We start from the raw sequence: 21,850 nt of genomic DNA, 5'->3' as shown, positions 1-21,850 counted from the left end.
TTATGCAGAATGTGAGGAGATTATGAAAGCTGAAACCTATCCCTTTGTAGTTCGTCCACTTCCCTATGAGTATGATGCGCTGGTCCCGGTGCTGGATGCGGAGACACTGACTTTTCATCATGACAAGCACTATAAGACGTATGTGGATAACCTGAACAATGCGCTGGCGGATTATCCGGAACTGCAGAAGCAGAGCCTGCCGGAGCTTCTGTCTGGTCTGGACACGCTGCCGGGGGCAATCCGGATTGCAGTCCGCAATAACGGAGGAGGAGTCTTTAACCATGAACTGTATTTTGACTCCATGAAAAGTCCGGTGGGACAGGAACCTTCCGGGGCTCTGGCGGAGGCCATTGACCGGGATTTCGGCTCCTACAGACAGTGGAAAGAACAGATGAAACAGTCTGCCGTGAGTAAATTTGGATCAGGATGGGCATGGCTGGTGAGTGATAAAAACGGTGTACTGTCCATTGTGCAGACCGCCAATCAGGATGTGCCGGACCTGGAAGAATACACGCCCGTATTGCTGGTGGATGTGTGGGAACACGCATATTACCTTCAATATCAGAACAGAAGGGCGGATTATGTGGAAGGGTGGTTTGGACTGATTAACTGGCGCAAGGCCGGGAAACGTTACGAGGACAGCCTGAACGGAAATGCGTAAAGGAGAAATCCCATAACAGTTTGCAGTGTATAAAACTGTTATGGGATAATGACACAAAGAGATAAGGGACGAACGGAAATCGTTCGAAAGGCAGGCTGAATATGAATCAGAAGAATTACCAGAAAGAACTGGAGAAAATCATAGATAAAGTATCAGGTACAGACAAAAAATCTGTACCTGCGCTGCTGCTGCATAGCTGCTGTGCGCCCTGCAGCAGCTATGTGCTGGAATACCTGTGCAGATATTTTAAGATTACCGTATTCTATTTTAATCCCAATATATCCGAATCAGAAGAGTACCAAAAGCGGGTTGCCGAGCAGATAAGGCTGATAGCATCCTATAACCATGAGAAGAAAGGCTATCCGATTTCTGTGGAAGAAGGCGATTATGAACCACAGCGTTTTCTGGAAGCGGCAAAAGGTCTGGAAAATTGCCCGGAAGGCGGCGCCAGATGCTTTCGATGTTATGAGATACGGCTGAGAGAAACGGCAAAACGAGGTGCCGCGGCAGGATATGATTATTTTACTACCACACTCACCATCAGCCCGTTAAAAAACGCACAAAAATTAAACGAAATCGGATATGATATGGCTCAGGAGTACGGAATTGCCTGGCTTCCCTCTGATTTCAAGAAAAGAGACGGATATAAACGCTCTGTCGAATTGTCCGCACGCTATGACTTATACAGGCAGGATTACTGCGGCTGTACATATTCCAAAATGCAGCGGGATATACGTAATAAGAAATCAGCAGATTTACAATAATGGCAGAGTCAGACCGCATAAGCTCTGTAGCGGTGGTAAGTATCGGTATAACAGGCTTCGATATTATTCAGCCGCGGCAAAAACAGAGTCTCCTGACGGAGATCTATGCGATGGACTTTGGTCTCCATTTTATCGAGCCTGTCCTCGATTCTGTCAAGTCTGTTCTCGACGTTGTCAAGTCTGTCATTGAGTACCTGATTATCCTCTTTCATGTCCTGCAAATCTTTTTCCACTGTCTGCAATCTGCTTTTTACCGCCTGCAGATCTTCTTTGATGGGCTTCAGCTCGGATTTCAGCTTAGTATCCATCATATCAGATATGGCAAGCAATAATTCGCTGTTTGTCATGCTGTATACCTCCTTTTTTTGTGAATTGTTATCGCAGATGAATTATAATGCGATAGATGAACATCCGGATGTGTTCTGTGACAGGAACAAATTTATTATAGCAGATTCGGTATATAGAGTCACGAACTTTTTTGAAAAATGGGGAACGAAAAAACGTTTATGCAGAATACAGTCAGTACAGGACGAAATAATTTGTTGCAGGACGCAGGAAATTAGGGTATAGTAGAAAAATACAGGAAAATAACGAAACAAAAAGAACGGAGAGTCAGAATGAAAAAGATTTTGGATTTATTATCAGAAGAAATGGGAAAGGCATTTGAAGAGGCAGGATACGAGGCTTCTCTCGGCAGGGTGACGTTGTCTAACCGTCCTGATTTGTGCGAATATCAGTGTAATGGTGCTATGGCAGGGGCAAAAAAATACAGAAAAGCGCCCATTATGATTGCAAATGAAGTAGCGCTTCAACTTGGAGACAGCCCTGTCTTTCAGGAGGCTGCGGCAGTGGCACCCGGATTTCTGAATCTGAGGGTTTCCGAAGAATTTCTTTTGGATATGGTCAGGACAATGGCAGAAGAAGAGAAGTTTGGTCTGGAAATGCCCGGAAAATCGAAGAAGATTATGATTGACTACGGCGGGGCCAATGTGGCGAAGCCTCTGCATGTGGGACATCTGCGTCCGGCGATTATCGGGGAGAGCATCAAGCGCATCTGCAGGTACGCAGGACATGAGGTTATCGGTGATGTGCATCTGGGAGACTGGGGCACTCCTATCGGAATGGTGATTACGGAGCTGCAGGAGAGAAAACCGGATCTGCTCTACTTTGACGAAAGCTATGACGGTGCATATCCGGAAGAACCGCCTGTTACCGAGGCTGAATTCGCGGAAATCTATCCTCTTGCCAGCACCAAGGCAAAGGCAGACCCGGAGTACAGGGCCAGAGCTCTGGAAGCAACTCGTAAATTTCAGACCGGTGTGAGGGGATATCGTGCTCTGTGGAAGGTAATCGTGGATATATCCAAAGTGGATCTGAAGAGAAATTATGACAGTCTGAATGTGGAATTCGACCTCTGGAAAGGTGAGAGTGATGTGAACGATCTGATTCCGGAGATGGTAACCTATATGAAAGAAAATGGGTACGCCCACATCAGTGAGGGTGCGCTGGTGGTGGATGTGAAGGAGGAGACTGATACCAGGGAGATTCCGCCCTGTATGATTCTGAAGTCAGACGGGGCTTCTCTATATAATACCACGGACCTGGCCACCATTATGGAACGTATGCGTCTGTATGCTCCGGACGAGATTATTTATATTACGGACAAGCGTCAGGAATTGTACTTTGAACAGGTATTCCGCTGTGCACGCAAGACAAAACTGGTGAAGCCGGAAACTGTTCTGAAATTCCTCGGACATGGCACCATGAACGGCAGTGACGGAAAACCCTTTAAAACCAGAGACGGAGGGGTAATGCGTCTGGAGAATCTGATTGGGGAGACCAGAGATGAAATGTACCGGAAAATAAGGGAAGGACGTGAAATGCCCGAGGAGGAAGCAAAGGAAACGGCGGAAACAGTGGCGATTTCCGCTCTGAAATACGGCGATCTGTCCAACCAGGCCGCCAAGGACTACATTTTTGACATTGACCGATTTACCTCTTTTGAGGGGGACACCGGCCCCTATATCCTTTATACAGTTGTCAGAATCAAGTCCATATTGAACAAATATCAGGAACAGGGAGGAGAAATGAAAGGGCTCATGTTCCTGAAAGCGGGAAGTGAATCGGAGAAAGCGCTGGAAATGGCTCTGGTACAGTTCAATACTATGATGATGAATGCTGCAGAAGAGAAGGCCCCGCACAGAGTGTGTGCCTATATTTATGATCTGGCCAATGCGTTCAATCATTTTTACCATGAGACAAAAATTCTGGCAGAGGCAGATGAGGACAGGCGCCGGAGTCTGATTGCCCTGTTGATGCTTACCAGGGATGTACTGGAGACCTGCATCGATCTTCTGGGATTTTCTGCGCCTGAGAAGATGTGACTCGTATAATAAACTGCTGAGAAAATATCAGCAGAGGGATTGGAGACAAAACGGAAAACAAGCGGAATCAGGAAGGAGGAGTATCGCCATGAAAGTAGTCATAATCGGCGGTGTGGCGGCAGGAACAAAGGCTGCCGCGAAACTGAAACGGGAAAATCCGGGGGATGAGATTGTCATTTACACGAAGGGAAAGGACATTTCCTATGCGGGATGCGGCCTTCCCTACTATATCGGAGGTTCCATTGAGACGGAGGGGGAACTGATAGTGAACACGCCCCGGAAATTTATGGGGCTTACGGGAACTGAAGTTCACACAGGGAGTGAAGTGGTGGCAGTTGACCCCACGGCGAAAACCATTCAGGTGCAGGGAAACGGAATCGAGACGGTCAGTTATGACAAACTCGTAATTGCGGTGGGCGCAGAGAGTTCGGTGCCTCCGGTGGAGGGCACGTCTCTCCCCGGTGTCTTTTCCGTGCGGACTCCCGAGGATGCCATAAGTGCCAGAAAGTATGCTGTGGAGAAGGCATGTAAGCGTGCTGTGGTGGTAGGCGGCGGATTTATCGGTCTGGAGGTGGCGGAAAACCTTATGGCAAGAGGGATTTCCGTGACTGTATTGGATATGGCGTCTCAGCTGATGCCCAATATTTTCGATGGGGAAATGGCGGATTACATACGGCGCAGACTCCAGGAAAAGGGAATGCGGATTCTAACGGGAACGGGGCTGAATGCCATAGGCGGGGAGGAAGCCGTAAGCAATGTGCAGACAAGTACAGGAGTTCTGCCTGCGGATATGGTGATTCTGGCGGCAGGCATCCGCCCTGCCACGAGATTCCTGGCAGACACCGGGCTGGAGATGGACCGGGGCTGCATTCTTACAGATGAATATCAGAGGACAAATCTGCCGGATATTTATGCTGTGGGAGACTGCTGTCTGGTGCGGAACCGTATCACCGGGAAGCCACAGTGGTCCGCCATGGGCTCTACAGCCAACATTGCGGGCAGAGCGCTGGCGCTGAATCTGGGTGGGGAAGAGACCTCCTACCAGGGCTGTCTGGGCACAGGTGTGGTGAGGCTTGCGGATAATCTGAACGCGGCCAGGACCGGACTGACGGAAGAACAGGCAAAGGCAGCCGGATATCAGGTGATTTCCGCACTCTGTGTCACAGATGACAAGGCTCATTATTACCCTGATGCAGGTATGTTTATTACAAAACTGATTGCCGACGCGGACAGTCACAGACTGCTGGGCATGCAGGTAATCGGGGGAGGTGCAGTGGATAAAATGGCGGACATTGCCGTTGTGGGGCTTTCCATGGGGAGCAGAGCGGAAGATTTTATCACCATGGATTTTGCCTATGCGCCGCCTTTTTCCACGGCGATTCATCCTTTTGCGACAGCATGCAGTATACTGGTGAACAAAATGAGCGGGCGTCTGGCATCCTTTACACCTGCGGAATATGCGTCCGGCGCGGCGGAGGAGTATCGGCTGATAGATGCCCATCCGGCTTCCACACTGCCCGGCGGAGAGTGGATTGACCTGGCCAGACCGGAGGCTTTTGCACAGAAGCATGCGAGAGAGGAAAAGCTGTTGCTGGTCTGTGCAAGAGGAAAGAGGGGATATCTCACCCAGAATAAGCTTCGCGCTCTTGGGTTTACGAATACCCGTGTTCTGGAAGGCGGATCTACATTCAATACAATTAAAAAAGCGCTTCCTGTGGGAGGGAAACTTCCCCCGGAGGAGATTAAACGTGTGAAAGGACTGGGGTGTCTGCAGGATAAGCGGTATGGGGACGTGTTCAATGTCCGCGTCATCACCAGGAACGGCAAGATTACCGCGGAAGAGCATCGCTGTATCGCGGAGGCGGCGGAACGGTTCGGAAGCGGCGAGATTACCATGACCACCCGCCTCACCATGGAAATCCAGGGAGTGCATTATGAAAATATTGATCCTTTGATTGCCTTCCTTGCAGAACACCATCTGGAGACCGGCGGCACGGGTTCCCTGGTGCGCCCTGTGGTTTCCTGCAAGGGCACCACCTGCCAGTACGGACTGACTGATACCTTTGACCTGAGCGGGAAGATTCATGAACGGTTCTATGAGGGGTATCATCAGGTGACTTTGCCCCATAAATTCAAGATTGCGGTGGGAGGCTGTCCCAACAACTGTGTAAAGCCGGACCTGAATGACCTGGGCATCATCGGACAGAGAGTGCCGATGTTCGATTACTCCAAATGCAGGGGCTGCGGAAAATGTCAGGTGGAGACTTCCTGTCCGGTGAAAGTGGCAAAAGTGGAAGACGGAATGCTGAAAGTGGACGGGGGTGCCTGCAATGGCTGCGGTCGCTGTAAGGGGAAATGTCCTTTTGGCGTCACAGAGGAATATATTGACGGATACAGAATCTATATCGGCGGCAGATGGGGCAAGAAAATTGCCAACGGACGTCCTCTGGATAAGCTGTTCACCAGCGAGGAAGAGGTACTGGATACGGTGGAGAGGGCCATTTTGTTCTTCCGGGATGAGGGTATCACAGGTGAACGCTTTGCGGATACGGTGAATCGTCTGGGATTTGACTATGTGCAGGACAAACTGCTCCATGCCGAAATCGATAAAACTGCAGTTCTGGAGAAAAAAGTGAAAGGCGGCGCCACCTGCTGAGAAAAAGTGTTTTCGGTACTGCGGAAGAAAAATGGCAATATGAGAGGAGTGGAATGATGGGTGCATCTCTGAAAAAAAGAAAGAACCTTGACGAGATAAGGGATTTGATTCGGTGCGGATGTATCCGCCTGATTCTGCTTCTTCTGCCTGTCGGGCTGACAGCCTGCGGACAAAAGGAGCCGCAGGCCCAGGAAAACGGCGGATATACTTTCACAGATGATCTGGGGCGGGATGTGACGGTCTCCTCCACGGAACGGGTGGCAGTGCTGCTGGGAAGCTATGCGGACATGTGGATTCTGGCGGGCGGGCAGGTGTGCGCCGCCCCGGAAGACGCTTTTGAGGATTTCGACTTGGCCCTGGCGGAGGATACGGTGAATCTGGGAGAGACAAAGAGGCTCAGCCTGGAGCTGCTGCTCTCCGCAGACCCGGATTTTGTGATTGCCAGCACCAATACAGGCCAGCATCTGGAGTGGCAGCAGTCTCTGGAGGGAGCAGGGATTCCCACAGCATATTTTGATGTGTCTGATTTTGAGGATTATCTGCGTGTGCTGAAGCTTTGTACCGGGATTACGGGACAGGAAGAGCGCTATACCCAGTACGGAACAGATATCCAGAAAGAAATAGATGAGATATTGGACAGAAGAGAGGGGGATACTCCGGGGAGTGTTCTGTACATGAGGGCTTCCGCCACAAGTATCCGGGCCAAAAGCAACAGAGACAATGTGCTGGGAGAGATGCTGGAGAAGTTCGGCTGTGTGAATATTGCGGACACGGACGACTCTCTTCTGGAAACATTAAGTGTGGAGAGCATTTTACTGCAGAATCCGGATTTGATTCTGATTGTCCAGTCTGGAGATGATATAGAGGGAACAAAGCGGAACATTGACGCCATGTTTCAGGAGAATCCTCTCTGGGGAGAACTGGATGCGGTAAAGAACGGAAGGGTACATATTCTGGATAAACATCTCTATAATCTGAAACCGAACGCCCGGTGGGCGGAGGCTTATGAAAAGCTGGAGGAGATTCTGTATGCGGAATAAAGGGAGGACCCCGGGAATGCTTCTGGGAGGCGGGATTCTGGCGGTTTTGCTCGTGACAGTTTTAAGCCTTTGCCTGGGCAATGTACATTTTACTCCCGGAGAGCTTTTCGGAATTCTGCAGGGAAGTGAGGGAAATGTGAACCGGAGCATTCTGCTCTATGCCAGGCTGCCCCGGACTTTTGCCTCCCTTCTTGCCGGAGCCGCGCTGGCGGTGTCCGGAGCTGTGCTGCAGAATGTACTGGCCAACAGGCTGGCATCTCCCGGAGTTATCGGTGTCAATGCGGGGGCAGGACTGGGTGTTACGCTCTGCGGTGCGGGAGGCATTTTGTCCGGCTATGCCGTTTCCCTGTCTGCCTTTGCCGGAAGCCTTGTCAGTATATTTCTGATTTTTCTGTTTTCCCGTCGGATGAACGCTTCCAAAACAACTGTAATCTTAAGCGGCGTGGCTCTGAACAGTATATTGAATGCCATTTGCGAATCGGTGACAGTGCTGGATACGGACCTTGCCATGCTGAGTATTGATTTTCGGGTGGGTGGTTTTTCAGCTGTCTCCTTCACACGATTATTTCCCGCCGCCGTACTGATTTCGCTGGCGCTGTCCGGATTGTTTTCTCTGTGCAATGAGCTGGATATCGTGACTCTGGGAGATGAGACTGCACAGGGAGTGGGGCTGGCCGTGGGACGGTATCGGATGATTTTCCTTGTGCTGGCGGCACTGCTTGCAGGGGCGGCGGTGAGCTTTTCAGGGCTGCTGGGATTTGTGGGACTGATTGTGCCGCATTTTGTCCGCAGGTTCACGGGAAATGAAAGCGGCAGACTGCTGCCGTTGTGTGCGCTGTCCGGGGCTGCATTTGTGACCTTCTGTGATCTGGCTGCCAGATTGCTGTTCCTGCCCTATGAGCTGCCGGTGGGGATTCTGATGTCAGTGGTGGGAGGTCCGGTATTTCTGGTCCTGCTGGTGCGTTACAGAGGAGGATTGGGATGATTCAACTGGAGAAAGTATCTGCCGGATACGGGAAACAGGAGATTCTGCACGGTATAGATATGGAGATTCCCAGGGGGAAAATCGTCACTTTCATCGGTGCCAACGGCAGCGGAAAAAGTACGCTGCTGCGGGTGATTCTGGGATTTCTGCCCCTGTGGGGCGGCGGGATTCGGATTGACGGCATTTCCATAAAGGAAATGGGGCGTGCGGAAATTGCCAGGAAGATCGCCTATCTGTCACAGGGGAAAAACGTTCCTGATATCACGGCAGGACGTATGGTTCTTCACGGGAGATTTCCCTATCTGCGTTATCCCAGGAAATACACAGAGACGGATTTCCGGATTGCCGAAGAAGCCATGAAGCAGATGGAAATTGAAAATCTGGCAGAAAAGCAGATGTCCGAGCTGTCCGGGGGAATGCGGCAGAAAGTCTATATTGCCATGGCCCTGGCACAGCAGGCGGAGGTCATAGTCATGGATGAGCCCACTGCATATCTTGATATCGGACAGCAGATAAAATTTGCAGAAATGATAAAAGGGCTGTCGGAGAACGGGAAAACAATTGTTCTGGTGCTGCACGATATTCTGCTTGCCCTGCAGCTTTCTGATCGAATCGCGGCGATTCAGGAGGGGAGGATTCTGCGGTGGGGAACGCCGGAGGAGATACTGGTGTCGGAGACTTTTGAAAAGCTTTACGGGGTCAGTGTGAATTCCTGCCGGACGGATACAGGTTTGCAATATTATTATGAGATGCCGCAATTTGGCGGAAAATCAGAAAAAACATTTAAGAGTTCAGATAGCGCTTGACACTGCTGGACTATTGTGATAGTCTGTATATGACGTCAGACTATTGCAATAGTCCTATTTTGCTTTTATGGAAAAACACAAGGTACCGGAAAGGAGAATCTGTGAATATTAAGCTGTTTGACTCGGAATTAAAGGTGATGGAAGTTCTGTGGGAACAGGGACCTCAATATGCCAAAGATATTGTGGACGTGCTGTCAGAGCGTATAGGATGGAACAAGAATACCACTTACACAGTTATTAAAAAGTGCATGGAAAAGGGAGCCGTAGAGCGGACGGAACCGGGGTTTCTGTGCACGCCGCTGGTCACAAGAGAGGAAGTGGCGCAAAGTGAAACGGAGCAGCTGATTGACAAAATGTTCGGCGGTTCCAGCGAGCTGTTTTTTTCATCTTTTTTAAAGAATCAGGGAATATCGGAGGAAGACGCCGTCCGACTGGCCCGTATGATAGAGGAGGCGAAATAAATGCTGCATTTGGGAATGAATATGCCTTTTGTCTATATGGCATTCTATGGAACGATTATGATTGCAATTGTGATCCTGCTTCGGGTACTGCTGGAAAACAGGATGCCCAAATTTGTGTTTCCCGTGCTCTGGGGAGTAGTGCTCCTGCGCCTGCTGGTGCCCTTTTCTCTCAGCAGCCCTTTCAGTTTACCGGTTCCTGAAAATCCGTTCTTGTCTATTCGTTTTCTGGAACAGCAGCTGACCCGGGAGGCAGAAGCTGCTGTGCTTTCTGAGGACAGGGCCGTTCTGGCAGGGGCGGCAGAAAATACCGGAAGCGTAGAAACGAGCGAGGTCAGGGATATTGATGCAGTGAAGGAAGACGCGGGAACGGTGAGCAGCAGCGAGCAGGGTTCTGCTTGGGCAGGGGACTTCTCCGGGGACAGGGGCGTTTTTCCCCGGCATGTGCTGCCATCCGTTTATCTTCTGGGGCTTGTGGTAACGGCCGTGATTCTGGGATGGCAGAAATATGATTACGCAGGGAAGCTGAAGAGCGGACTGCTCATGGAGCACAATGAGACGGTGAATGCCATGCTGCGGGAGATGGACATGGGGCATGTGCTGGTGTTTACAAATGATGAAATTGCCTCCCCGCTGGTATGCGGTCTGAGGAATCCGCGCATTTATCTGCCCACGCGGATGGATTTCGGCAATAAGGAACTTCTGCGGCATATTCTGGTTCATGAGACCATGCATATCAGACGCAGAGACAACTGGCTGAAATGCATTATGCTGATAGGATTAGTCGTACATTGGTACAATCCAGTGGTATGGCTCATGTCAAAATGTCTTTCTTCTGACCTGGAGACGGCGTGTGACGAAGCGGTGCTTAAACTGTGCGGTGAAGAAGAGAGAAAAAGCTATGCGTTCAGTCTGCTCTCCATGGCCATCACAGGGAACCGCAATTCACTTCTTTACAGCGCCTTTTCCAAAACAGAGGTGGAGAGGCGGGTGAAGCACATTGTTCATTACAGGAAAGCCACTGTCTTCGTCATTATGCTGGCCGTGCTGTTCACCTTCGGAAGTACCGTGGCATTTGCCACCGGAGGACAGGCTCCTTTTTCCGCCCGACTGACGGCTTATTGCTTTAGCTCCAACTGCCACTGGGGAGGTTACGTCCGGATGACACGGGAGCTTTCTCTGGGAAAAAATGCACAGGAACGGGCGGAAGAGGCAGTTTTCAGTGTTCTGGGAGAAGATACCACAGGCGACCCGGAAATACTGGAGAGTGAAATCCGTACGGCGCTGGCAGAAGAATTCGGGGTGGAGAGAACTGCGTTTTCCATTGAATTAAGTCTGATTCTGAGCCCGGAAGAAGCGGAAGCAGAGTACGGGGCCTTCGGACTTACAAAGGAAAAGGATGGCTTCTGGCTCTATCAGAATGAGACGGTCCGCACCTTTGAGGACAGAATCTTAGGCTTTTATCAGAGCAGGGAAGAGGGAAATGTGGACATCTCCGTGCAGAGAGACCGATTCGGCAAAGTGACTTCTCTCACCGTATGGCGCGCAGGGGATCAGGAATATGATGAGCGAACCAGAAAGCTGGAACAGTACAAGATGCGCAGCTATGGCATGGAGACAGAGGTCGGGACGGAAGAAAAATAATCTGCTGCAGGTAAAAAATATGGCCCGGCAGACATGGACCTGGGAGCAGACGGCGGAACTGACACAGAAATGGATGGGATTGTGAGGGAAGACAGCGGATATGTTTCATGATGACTGGAAAAAGAGACTGATTCACAGCGTAAAGATTGCGGCGGCTGCTGTCGCCGCAATTGCTCTTGCGGGAGAACTGGGGCTGAAATATTCTGCGACTGCGGGAATTATCACGGTTCTGAGCATACGAAATACGAAGAGAGAGACCCTGCGAAGTGCGGGAAACAGGGCATTGGCCTTTTTATGTGCCGCAGGGCTTTCAGCCATGTGTTTTCGAATATTTGGATACAACCTTCAGGGGTTTGCTGTGTATCTGTTTTTGTTTGCCCTGCTCTGCCTGGGCGCCGGCTGGACGGAAGCCATCGCCATGGATTCCGTTCTGGTGACACATTTTATGACGGAAGGCTCCATGGAAGTGCCGCTTCTGGTCAATGAAGCTCTTTTGTTTGTGATCGGAACATCTCTGGGCATTCTGGTGAATCTTCATCTCCGCAGAAAGACGTCAGAATTTGACCGTCTGGCGGCAGAGGCAGACAGTCAGATCCGGGGAATTCTTCACAGAATGTCATTGTGGCTGCCAAGAGAAGACAGGGACGGATATGGATCGGACTGCTTTGAAAAGCTGGAACAGGCGTTGGAGGCGGCAAAGCGCTGTGCCGTGGCAAATTATGATAACGCTCTGTTCACAGGAGATTTCAGGGAACTGGACTATGTTAAAATGCGCGGAAGACAGAGCGTAATTCTGAGGGATATTTATGAAAATATTTTGAAGATACAGTATCTGCCGGAACAGGCCGCCCAGGTGGCAGCTCTCCTGGGACAGATTGAGCGGGATTATCACAGAGAAAATACAGTGGAGACACTTCTGAAGGAGCTGGAAATACTGCTTTTAAAGATGAAGGCGCAGCAGCTGCCTGTAAGCAGAGACGAATTCGAGGCCAGAGCCATTCTGTTTCATATTCTGATGCAGTTGAAAAGTCTGCTGGAGCTGAAACGGGACTATATGGCCGGGCAGGAAGCACAGTGACAGTTACAAATCGCGGTTTTGCATTAAATAACAATCAGTTATAACCCTGATGGCGTAAAAGAATGAAAAAGGATTGACAAACAGACCTTTTCAGAGGATAATTAATGTTGCCCCGATGCGCAGGAAACGGTTACTTCGATTTGGGATCGCGTTGTTATGGGTTCGACTCCCATCTGTCGTGAAAGCGGCAGTAGCTCAATGGTAGAGCACGACATACCGTTTCCGACTTTTTCTCGGGGCATTTTGTGATATGAGATAAATGGGGGTATGGAAGCGTCTGAACAGCTTGCCGGGGAGGTGATGGATTTGAGTCGTTTTCGGGAAGTCCTGGGCTTGTCCAGGAAGTATACAACAGTAGAAAATTTTATGGGAGGGGAATCATATCAGATAAATCCGCTGGACACACTGAAAATGGTCACAGCGTCTTCTGTTTTCGGAGAACCTTCTTATTACAGGGCGGGGGGACTGAAAGGTGCGGTGAGGGACGCCCTGTTTGAACACTGTAAATTACTGGAGGGATATCTGCTTTTTGCGGATGAATGGGATGGACATACCACCACAGAAATCATGGAAAATGCCGTTGATGAGGCTCTGACGGCAGATTTCGAGGGAACGCTCCGCTGGGCCGTGTCGCTGAGGCAGGACTTTTATATGCGCCTGAATCCGCAGGTTATCATGGTGAGAGCTGCGCTGCATCCTGCAAGGAAGAAGTTTACCCAGGAGAATCCGGGATTGTTCCCTGCTCTTGAGCGGCAGGTGATGAGTCGGGGAGACGATGCATTGTCTCAGCTGGCTTATTTCCTCTATTGCAATCAAGGGAAGCGGAAAATGCCCAGCATTCTGAAGCGTGCACTGGCCCGGCGTCTGGAACAGATGGACGCTTACGAGGCGGCGAAATATAAAAACGCCGAAATGGGATTGAAGGATGCCGTCCGGATTACCCATGCGCATTCCGCCGTGATTGACGAATTCATGAAGACAGGAAATCTGCAGCTTCCGGCGCAGAAGAAGACATGGGAGAACATGCGCTCAGAAGGCATGGGCTGGAGAGAGATTTTCGGGCAGGTCTCCATGGGACATATGGCGCTCATCAGGAATCTTCGGGGCGTATTTGAGGAGACGGAGGACCGGGAATTCTGCAGAGAATACCTGGAACGACTGAAGGGCGGAGTGGAGAAGGGAAGGCAGTTTCCTTTCCGTTATTACAGCGCCTGGCAGGCCGTGAAAAAGAGTACCTGTGCCCATCGGCCCCAGATTATGGATGCGCTGGAGGAATGTATGGATTTGTCCATGAAGAACCTGCCTGTATTTCAGGGAAAAACCATGTGCCTGTCGGACAATTCCGGATCGGCCTGGGGCACGATTCCCTCGGAGTACGGAAGCGTCCAGGTGGCTGTCATCGATAACCTTTCTTCCGTAATGGCGGCTGCGGCTTCCGAGGAAGGATATGTGGGCAAGTTCGGCGACAGGCTGAAGATTTATCCGATTTCCGGGCGGGGACATATTCTGCGTCAGTGCCAGGAGATATCAGCCGGTATGAACAATGATGTGGGCGGTTCCACAGAGGGCGGTATCTGGGAATTTTTCTTCCATGCCATAGAAAAGAAAGAACACTGGGATCAGATTTTCATCTATTCCGATCAGCAGGCGGGACACGGCGGACTGTATGGAACCGGGGCACAGAGGAAGAAATACCAGGAGCTGGGTTACAGCTGCAATCGTGGCAGATGTGGCCAGGGAACTTATATCAATGTATTTGATTTGATTCTTGCTTACAGGCGCAAAGTAAATCCCCGTGTAAATGTATTTTCCATTCAGACTGCGGGGTACAATAATGTCTGTATTCCTGAGTATGCTTACCGCACCTGTATTCTGTACGGATGGACCGGCAGAGAACTCAGTTTTGCCAGACAGATGATAGATTTATGGGACGAGAAAAATATGGAAAAATTTTGAGAAAAATTTGTTGACAAATGAAGCTTCTCATTGTATACTAACAAAGTCGGTTGTGTGGACAATCGTTAAGACGGAATCTTAGCTCAGCTGGGAGAGCATCTGCCTTACAAGCAGAGGGTCATAGGTTCGAGCCCTATAGGTTCCATTTCAACGAAAGTTGTATACATGGCGAGATAGCTCAGTTGGCTAGAGCATGCGGTTCATACCCGCAGTGTCGAGGGTTCGAATCCCCCTCTCGCTATTTGAAAAGTCTGAAGACAGCATCGTTTTCAGGCTTTTGTTTATGACAATAGAATCCACGCGCTGCGTGGATTCTATTGTTTTGTGCGCAGCAGCTGACAGAGCACCGAAGATCTGCTTTGGTACAGAGGAAAGCGAGGGGAACGCAGGTGTCGGGGAGAGAGATGGCCGCGGGAGAAATGAGAATCAGACGCGGGGAAGAACAGGATATGGCAGGCATTAACAGGCTGCTGAATCAGGTTTTGGCGGTTCACAATGCCGGAAGGCCGGATTTGTTTAAAGCCAATACCAAAAAATATACGGACCGGGAACTTCGGGAGATACTGCACGATGCCGGCAGACCGGTATTTGTGGCTGTGGATGAGGAAGAAAGAGTGCTGGGATATGCATTCTGTGTATTTCAGCAGCATATTGACAACAATATACTGACAGACATTCGGACATTGTATATTGATGACCTGTGCGTGGACGAGACGCTGCGGGGAAGAAATATAGGCAGAAAGATATATGAGTATGTGCTGGAGTTTGCCCGGAGGGAAGGCTGCTACAATCTGACCCTGAACGTGTGGGAATGCAATTCGGCGGCAAAAGCATTTTATGAGAAATGCGGGCTGAAGCCCCAGAAGATTGGAATGGAAAAAATATTGTGATGATGAAAAGGATTATGAGGTAATTTTTTATGAGTGATTTGGAAGCACTGATGGGACTGGACAACGTTATAGGGCAGGCAGGCATGGGAACGCCTCTGACGGATGAGAATCAAGCAGACAGGAAAGGCCTGGAGATTGAAGGGCCGGAGCCGGACAGCCTGGCCACCATAGAGCCTCTTCTGGATGAGCGTATCGTACATGCTGTGAGAGAAATGGGCTTTGAAAAGCTCACGCCTATTCAGGTACAGGCCATCCCCTATCTGCTGCAGGGAGAGGACATTATCGGACAGGCCCAGACCGGAACGGGGAAAACGGCGGCATTTGCCATTCCCGCTCTGCAGAAAATTGATCCGGACTTGAAGAAGCTGCAGACCATTATTCTTTGTCCTACCAGAGAACTGGCCATGCAGGCGTCAGAGGAAATCCGCAATATAGCGAAATATATGAAGGGAATCAAAGTGCTTCCGGTATATGGCGGTCAGGAGATCGGCAGACAGATCAGCGGTCTGCGGGGAGTGCAGATTGTTGTGGGCACACCGGGGCGTGTGATGGACCATATGCGCCGTCACACGATTAAGCTGGAGCATGTCAATATGGTGGTGCTGGACGAAGCGGATGAAATGCTGGATATGGGATTCAGAGAAGATATGGAGCTGATACTGGGCGAGATTCCCAATGCGCATCAGACGGCTCTTTTTTCGGCGACTATGCCGCAGCCGATTCTGGAAATCGCGAACCGCTTCCAGAAGGACGCCAGACTGGTGAAGGTAGCCACGAAAGAGCTTACCATACCGTTGGTGTCCCAGAGATATTATAAGGTGAAAAGTCAGGATAAGGATGCAGCCTGCATCCGTCTGCTGGAATATTATCAGCCGAAGCTCTGTCTGATATTCTGTAATACGAAGGTAAAGGTCGATCAGCTGGCGGAGGTGCTGAAGAGAGCCGGATTCCAGGCGGAGGGGCTTCATGGGGATATGTCCCAGCATCAGAGAGATGTGGCCATGAGCCGCTTCAGAAACGGCAGCACCAATATGCTGATTGCCACAGATGTGGCGGCCCGGGGAATTGACGTGGACAATGTGGAGGCGGTTATCAATTACGATCTTCCTCAGGACAATGAGTACTATGTACACCGCATCGGCAGAACGGGACGGGCGGGCAGAACAGGGAAGTCCTTTACATTTGTCAGCGGCAGAGAGATTTACCGTGTCCGTCAGCTGGAACATTTCTGCCACACTACGATTGAAGAGAAGAAGCTGCCGGGGGCATCCAAAGTGCTGAAGGCAAAAGCTGATAAATATCTGAACCGGGCCTGGGAGCTGCGCGAACATGAAGACATTGAGCTCATGAAGCATTATCTCCAGCGGAAGATGGAAGCGGAGGCGTGTGATGCGCTGGATCTGGCGGCAGTGATGCTGAAATATCAAATCGGTGACAAGGGACCGGAGATAGAGGCAGATGACTATGAGAGTCGCCGGGGAGAGCGGGACAGATTCGGCAGAAGAAGACGTGGGCGGACAGATGACCGCGACAGTCGACGGGGCCGTGGAAGTGAGGAAGACAGGAGAAGATACGGGCGGACAGATGACCGTGACAGTCGGCGCAGACGCGGAGGAGAAGAAGACGGACGCAGACGGGGATACGAGGACGAGCGCGACAGCCGCAGAAGACGCGGACATGAAGGGGAGCGGGAGGAGAGCCGCAGACGCGGATTTGAGCAGGAACGTGACAGCCGCAGAAACCGGAACGGCGAGGAAGACAGAGACAGCCGCAGACGCCGTGAGCGGGACGGAAGTCGTGTGGCCAGAGCAAAGGATGTGAGAATGGACGGCAGCGAGAAGGGGCTGACATTTCCCTTTTCCAAAAAGAAGAAAAGAGACAGGAAGAATTAAGAATAAACAGTAAATGAAATCGTATAAAGTGTCATGAAGGTTGGTGTGGAATGAGAATCGGAACGGGATATGATGTTCACAGACTTGTGGAAGACAGACTGCTGGTGATTGGCGGAGTGAAGATACCCTGTGAGAAAGGACTGCTGGGACATTCGGATGCGGATGTTCTGCTGCACGCTATTATGGATGCCCTGCTGGGGGCTGCGGCGCTGGGAGACATCGGCAGACATTTTCCGGACAGCGATCCTGCTTATAAGGGAATTTCATCCCTGATACTTCTGGAAAAGGTGGGAACTCTTTTGCATGAAAAAGGGTTTATCATTGAAAATGTGGATTCCACCATTGTGGCGCAGGCGCCTAAAATGCGTCCTTATATCGAGACAATGCGGGAAAATATCGCAACGGCTCTGGGAATCGGAACGGAGTTCGTCAATGTAAAGGCTACCACAGAGGAAGGACTGGGCTTTACCGGAACAGGAGAAGGCATAGCGGCGCAGGCGGTATGCCTGTTGAGCAGTCCCTTTGACTTGACGACAATACCGATGTCCGGTGGCTGCGAAGGCTGCAGCGGGTGTAAAAAATAAGAATCTTTTATAAAACCATTGACAGAATTTCTGATTTTGCATATTCTAATATAGGGAATCAGATATTTGCCTGAAAATATGGAAAATGCAGAGAACGGAAAGAGTACTTTTTTCGACAATGAGGACTGGCGGCAGTCTCATTGTATCAGGGTGCCAGAGAGGGACTGCCGAAAGGGCTGGAAGCGGTCTCCATCCGGGAAAAAGGAAGTGCGTCCGGGAGCAGATTTGTCGAAGGTCTGAAGGTGCGGGAATTTCCGGCAGGAATCCTGAGAGAAAGGCTGTTAGGCAGATACGCAGGCGTGCGTTAGACGTGCAGAGGGAAGGGTGAAGACCCTTAAGTAGAGTGGAACCGCGGATAAATTCGTCTCTAGGACGGACTTTTCCGCGTTTTTTGTTGTATCTGCATGATTACAGGCAGGGGGTGGACTATGGGGATTATCAGCAATATTACGGAAGAAATCCGGATTGTCAGAGAGCGGGACCCGGCGATTCATTCCGCCATGGAAGTATTTCTATATCCCAGCTTCAAGGTGATGATACATTACCGGATTGCGCACAGACTGTATCGGAAGGGACATTATTTCTGGGCCAGATGGGTTTCCCAGAGAGGCGTGAGAAAGACTGGCATAGAGATTCATCCCGGCGCCAGAATCGGCAAAGGCTTTTTTATTGATCACGGAAACGGAGTTATCATTGGAGAGACCACTGTTATCGGAGACAATGTGACACTGTATCAGGGGGTGACTTTGGGAGGCACAGGCAAAGAGCATGGGAAGCGGCATCCCACCATAGGCAACAATGTGATGATCAGTGCCGGTGCCAAAGTGCTGGGTTCCTTCACCATCGGGGACAATTCCAAGATAGGTGCGGGAAGTGTGGTTTTAAGCGAGGTACCTGCCGGGTCCACGGTGGTAGGAGTACCGGGGAGAGTGGTGAAACGCAATAATATGGCATTGCCACAGGAGACTATGAACCAGACTGACCTGCCCGATCCTGTGAAAGAAGATATCGCCAATCTGCGGCGGGCCAATTCGGAGATGATAAACCGAATCCTGGAGCTGGAACGCCAGCTGAAAATTATCCGCAGTGAGGGCATGAAATGATTTGAGACGGAACTAAAACAGTAGAGAAGAATTTCTCCCACAGGAAGCATGAAATGATTCGAAACGGAACTAAAACATTAGAGAAGAATTTCATGCGGGGAGAATTTACAGATGCGGACTGAGCAGCTGGAAATTTCTCCCACAGGAAGCATGAAATGATTCGAAACGGAACTAAAAATAGAGAAGAATTCAAGACGGAACAATATAATAAGGAGAAAAAAATGGAGAACAAATTACGGTTTTACAACACCCTAAGCAGAAAGGAGGAGCTTTTTGTCCCCAATACGGACGGAAAAGTGTCCATGTATACCTGCGGCCCCACGGTTTACCATTATGCGCATATCGGGAATCTGCGAAGCTATATTATGGAGGATATTCTGGAGAAAACACTGCGCTATGTGGGCTATGATGTGAAGCGTGTCATGAATATCACGGATGTGGGACACCTTTCTTCCGATGCGGACACCGGGGAGGATAAGATGCTGAAAGGTGCAAAGCGCGAGCACAAGACAGTGATGGAGATCGCAAAGTTTTACACGGACGCTTTTTTTGCAGACTGTGCAAAGCTGAATATCAGGACGCCGGATGTGGTGGAGCCTGCCACTAATTGTATTTCCCAGTTCATCCATATGGTGGAGGTGCTGCTGGAAAAAGGATATGCCTATGCAGCCGGCGGCAATGTCTATTTTGACACATCCAGACTGGATGACTATTATGTATTTTCCTCCCAGAGTGAGAAGGAACTTCTGGTGGGAGTTAGGGACGATGTGGAGGAAGATGCCAACAAGAAGAACAGGAATGATTTTGTGCTGTGGTTTACAAGGTCCAAGTTCGAAGACCAGGCCTTAAAATGGGAGAGCCCCTGGGGAGTGGGGTATCCGGGATGGCATATCGAGTGCTCCTGCATCAGCATGAAGCATCTGGGCGAATTTATGGACATTCACTGCGGCGGTGTGGACAATATTTTCCCTCACCATACGAACGAGATCGCTCAGAGCGAGGCTTATCTGGGGCATAAATGGTGTAATTACTGGTTCCATGTGCATCATCTCACTGACAAAACGGGAAAAATGAGCAAGTCCAAAGGGGATTTTCTCACGGTGTCTCTGCTGGAGTCCAAAGGGTATGACCCGAGAGTCTATCGTTTCTTCTGCCTCCAGTCTCATTACCGCAAGCCGCTGGAATTTTCCTATGAAATACTGGACAATACGGCGGTTGCATATGAGAAGCTGGTGAAGCGAATCGGAGGCCTGAAGAAAGAAGGAGAGACGGACAGAGAAAAATTTGATGCCTACAGGCAGAAGTTTCAGGCGGCTCTCTGCGACGATTTGAATTCGTCCATGGCGATTACCGTACTCTATGATATGCTGAAGGAAGATATGTCGGATGCCACAAAATATGCGCTGGCAGAGGATTTTGACAAAGTGCTTTCTCTGGATTTAACCACGGCCCACGCGGACAGGGAGGCGGAAAATGAAGTGGATGCACAGCTGGAGGCTTATATTCTGGAGAAGATCGAAGAGCGCAGGGCTGCGAAGAAGGAGAAAGATTTTGCAAAGGCGGACGCCATCCGGGCGGAGCTTTTGGAGAAGGGTATCATTCTGGAGGATACCAGAGAGGGTGTGAAGTGGAAGAAAGCATAGACAGGGAGCAGCAAACGGCAGAGGGGCAGAGGGAGTCTGTCAGTATGCCGTCGATGATCCGGGAGATTTTTCACGGCAAATGTCAGGATATCAGGAGCTATTCGCCGTTGACGCTGGCCTATATCGGAGATGCGGTGTATGACCTGATTATACGGACGGCGGTGGTGGAGAAGGCGAACCGCCCTGCCAATATTCTGCATCATATTACGGTTAAATATGTGAGTGCCGGCGCGCAGGCGAGGATTGTGACGGCGCTGCAGGAGCATTTTACGCAGGAAGAACAGACAGTGTACCAGCGGGGGAAAAATGCCAAGCCTCACACTATGGCGAAAAATGCCTCTCCCGCGGATTACAAGAAGGCCACCGGCTTTGAGGCGGTGCTGGGCTGGCTGTATTTAAAGGACGATATGGAGCGGATTCTGGAGCTGGTGCGGAAGGGTATCGAGGCTGCCGATATCGAGAACCTGTAATTTCCGCAGAGGGCGGCAGATGGACAGTCATCTGCTGTAGAATGGAGGGAAAATGGCATACAGAGAATTTACGATTGAGGGAAGAAATGCGGTGACGGAAGCGTTTCGCTCGGGCAGGACTGTGGACAAGCTCTACGTTCTGGACGGGTGCCAGGACGGACCTGTTCTGACCATTAAGAGAGAAGCTGCAAAACAGGGCACGCTGATTAAATACGTGACCAGAGAGCGTCTGGATCAGCTGTCCGGAACCGGAAAGCACCAGGGTGTGGTTGCCGTGGCGGCCGCCTATGAATACGCGTCCGTGGAGGAGATTCTGAAGGCGGCGCAGGAGAGACAGGAGCCGCCCTTTGTGATTCTGCTGGACAATATTGAGGATCCGCATAATCTGGGGGCTATCATCCGTACCGCCAATCTGGCCGGGGCCCATGGAGTGATCATCCCGAAGAACCGGGCGGTGGGACTGACTGCCACTGTGGCGAAAACTTCCGCCGGGGCGCTGAACTATACTCCGGTGGCGAAAGTCACCAATCTGGCGAAAACCATTGAGGAGCTGAAAAAAGAGGGACTGTGGTTCGTCTGTGCCGATATGGGCGGTACCACCATGTATGATCTGAATCTGAAAGGCCCCATAGGACTTGTCATCGGCAGCGAAGGAGAAGGCGTGGGCCGCCTTGTGAAGGAAAAATGCGACATGACAGCGGCTGTTCCCATGAAGGGAAATATTGATTCCCTGAACGCTTCCGTGGCGGCAGGCGTGCTGGCCTATGAGATTGTGAGACAGCGGGGGTTGGCGTAAAAGGGAAGTTCTGCCTCGGATAAGTGTATACGGCAAAACG

20 protein-coding genes and 2 tRNA genes are annotated in these 21,850 nt (G+C 50.6%); 21 read left to right on the top strand and 1 reads right to left on the bottom strand.

Annotated elements, in window-relative coordinates; genetic code table 11:
* Positions 1-22: 22 nt before the first annotated feature.
* On the top strand, positions 23-661 hold the full coding sequence (locus tag NSB25_RS06565; RefSeq protein WP_103238564.1) for a superoxide dismutase: 639 nt from the start codon (positions 23-25) through the stop codon (positions 659-661).
* A gap of 101 nt (positions 662-762) precedes the next feature.
* Complete coding sequence (locus NSB25_RS06560; protein WP_103238565.1) at positions 763-1,425, top strand: epoxyqueuosine reductase QueH; 663 nt, start codon at positions 763-765, stop codon at positions 1,423-1,425.
* 8 nt (positions 1,426-1,433) lie between these two features.
* Here the strand turns inward: NSB25_RS06560 and NSB25_RS06555 are convergent, their stop codons facing one another.
* Entirely contained in the window at positions 1,434-1,772 is a 339-nt protein-coding gene (locus NSB25_RS06555; protein WP_103238566.1) for a hypothetical protein, read from the bottom strand.
* Between the two features lie 270 nt (positions 1,773-2,042).
* Here NSB25_RS06555 and argS point away from each other — a divergent pair, with 270 nt between their 5' ends.
* From argS to rlmB, 19 genes are all read left to right on the top strand, one after another.
* Entirely contained in the window at positions 2,043-3,809 is a 1,767-nt protein-coding gene (gene argS, locus NSB25_RS06550) for an arginine--tRNA ligase (RefSeq protein WP_103238567.1), read from the top strand.
* Positions 3,810-3,897: 88 nt separating this feature from the next.
* Positions 3,898-6,465: an FAD-dependent oxidoreductase gene (locus NSB25_RS06545; protein WP_103238568.1), complete on the top strand. Its 2,568-nt coding sequence runs from the start codon at positions 3,898-3,900 to the stop codon at positions 6,463-6,465.
* Positions 6,466-6,518: 53 nt separating this feature from the next.
* Positions 6,519-7,505, top strand: a complete 987-nt coding sequence (locus NSB25_RS06540; RefSeq protein WP_103238569.1) for an ABC transporter substrate-binding protein — start codon at positions 6,519-6,521, stop codon at positions 7,503-7,505.
* Positions 7,495-8,490: a FecCD family ABC transporter permease gene (locus NSB25_RS06535; RefSeq protein ID WP_172454976.1), complete on the top strand. Its 996-nt coding sequence runs from the start codon at positions 7,495-7,497 to the stop codon at positions 8,488-8,490. Before NSB25_RS06540 ends, NSB25_RS06535 begins: the two co-directional genes overlap by 11 nt.
* Complete coding sequence (locus NSB25_RS06530; protein ID WP_103238571.1) at positions 8,487-9,296, top strand: ABC transporter ATP-binding protein; 810 nt, start codon at positions 8,487-8,489, stop codon at positions 9,294-9,296. The genes NSB25_RS06535 and NSB25_RS06530 overlap by 4 nt, the downstream gene beginning before the upstream one ends.
* A gap of 101 nt (positions 9,297-9,397) precedes the next feature.
* A complete protein-coding gene (locus tag NSB25_RS06525; protein WP_172454977.1) occupies positions 9,398-9,757 on the top strand; it encodes a BlaI/MecI/CopY family transcriptional regulator in 360 nt (119 codons plus the stop codon).
* Positions 9,758-11,398 (top strand): M56 family metallopeptidase, encoded by a 1,641-nt coding sequence (locus NSB25_RS06520; protein WP_103238572.1) that lies wholly within the window; start codon positions 9,758-9,760, stop codon positions 11,396-11,398.
* A 100-nt stretch (positions 11,399-11,498) separates the two neighbouring features.
* On the top strand, positions 11,499-12,476 hold the full coding sequence (locus NSB25_RS06515; RefSeq protein ID WP_103238573.1) for an aromatic acid exporter family protein: 978 nt from the start codon (positions 11,499-11,501) through the stop codon (positions 12,474-12,476).
* Between the two features lie 267 nt (positions 12,477-12,743).
* Positions 12,744-14,432, top strand: a complete 1,689-nt coding sequence (locus tag NSB25_RS06510) for a TROVE domain-containing protein (protein WP_103238574.1) — start codon at positions 12,744-12,746, stop codon at positions 14,430-14,432.
* A 72-nt stretch (positions 14,433-14,504) separates the two neighbouring features.
* Positions 14,505-14,577, top strand: a tRNA-Val gene (locus NSB25_RS06505).
* Between the two features lie 22 nt (positions 14,578-14,599).
* Positions 14,600-14,673: transfer RNA gene (locus tag NSB25_RS06500), tRNA-Met, on the top strand.
* Between the two features lie 118 nt (positions 14,674-14,791).
* Positions 14,792-15,322, top strand: a complete 531-nt coding sequence (locus tag NSB25_RS06495) for a GNAT family N-acetyltransferase (protein ID WP_330406055.1) — start codon at positions 14,792-14,794, stop codon at positions 15,320-15,322.
* A 29-nt stretch (positions 15,323-15,351) separates the two neighbouring features.
* Complete coding sequence (locus tag NSB25_RS06490) at positions 15,352-17,214, top strand: DEAD/DEAH box helicase (protein WP_242982325.1); 1,863 nt, start codon at positions 15,352-15,354, stop codon at positions 17,212-17,214.
* 50 nt (positions 17,215-17,264) lie between these two features.
* Positions 17,265-17,798, top strand: a complete 534-nt coding sequence (ispF, locus tag NSB25_RS06485; protein WP_103238575.1) for a 2-C-methyl-D-erythritol 2,4-cyclodiphosphate synthase — start codon at positions 17,265-17,267, stop codon at positions 17,796-17,798.
* A gap of 140 nt (positions 17,799-17,938) precedes the next feature.
* On the top strand, positions 17,939-18,106 hold the full coding sequence (locus tag NSB25_RS06480) for a hypothetical protein (protein ID WP_172454978.1): 168 nt from the start codon (positions 17,939-17,941) through the stop codon (positions 18,104-18,106).
* A gap of 120 nt (positions 18,107-18,226) precedes the next feature.
* Positions 18,227-18,901 carry a serine O-acetyltransferase gene (cysE, locus tag NSB25_RS06475; protein ID WP_103238576.1) on the top strand — a complete coding sequence of 225 codons (675 nt, stop codon included), beginning with the start codon at positions 18,227-18,229 and terminating at the stop codon, positions 18,899-18,901.
* Between the two features lie 221 nt (positions 18,902-19,122).
* Positions 19,123-20,544: a cysteine--tRNA ligase gene (cysS, locus tag NSB25_RS06470; RefSeq protein WP_103238706.1), complete on the top strand. Its 1,422-nt coding sequence runs from the start codon at positions 19,123-19,125 to the stop codon at positions 20,542-20,544.
* A gap of 44 nt (positions 20,545-20,588) precedes the next feature.
* On the top strand, positions 20,589-21,014 hold the full coding sequence (locus NSB25_RS06465; RefSeq protein ID WP_103238707.1) for a Mini-ribonuclease 3: 426 nt from the start codon (positions 20,589-20,591) through the stop codon (positions 21,012-21,014).
* A gap of 52 nt (positions 21,015-21,066) precedes the next feature.
* Positions 21,067-21,810, top strand: coding sequence for a 23S rRNA (guanosine(2251)-2'-O)-methyltransferase RlmB (gene rlmB, locus NSB25_RS06460; RefSeq protein ID WP_103238577.1), 744 nt, complete (start codon positions 21,067-21,069; stop codon positions 21,808-21,810).
* Positions 21,811-21,850 lie beyond the last annotated feature (40 nt).

The organism is Acetatifactor muris (assembly GCF_024623325.1).
Classification (GTDB): Bacteria; Bacillota; Clostridia; order Lachnospirales; family Lachnospiraceae; genus Acetatifactor; species Acetatifactor muris.
Note: the sequence above shows the minus strand (reverse complement) of the source record. Positions and strands in the feature narration are given on the sequence as shown.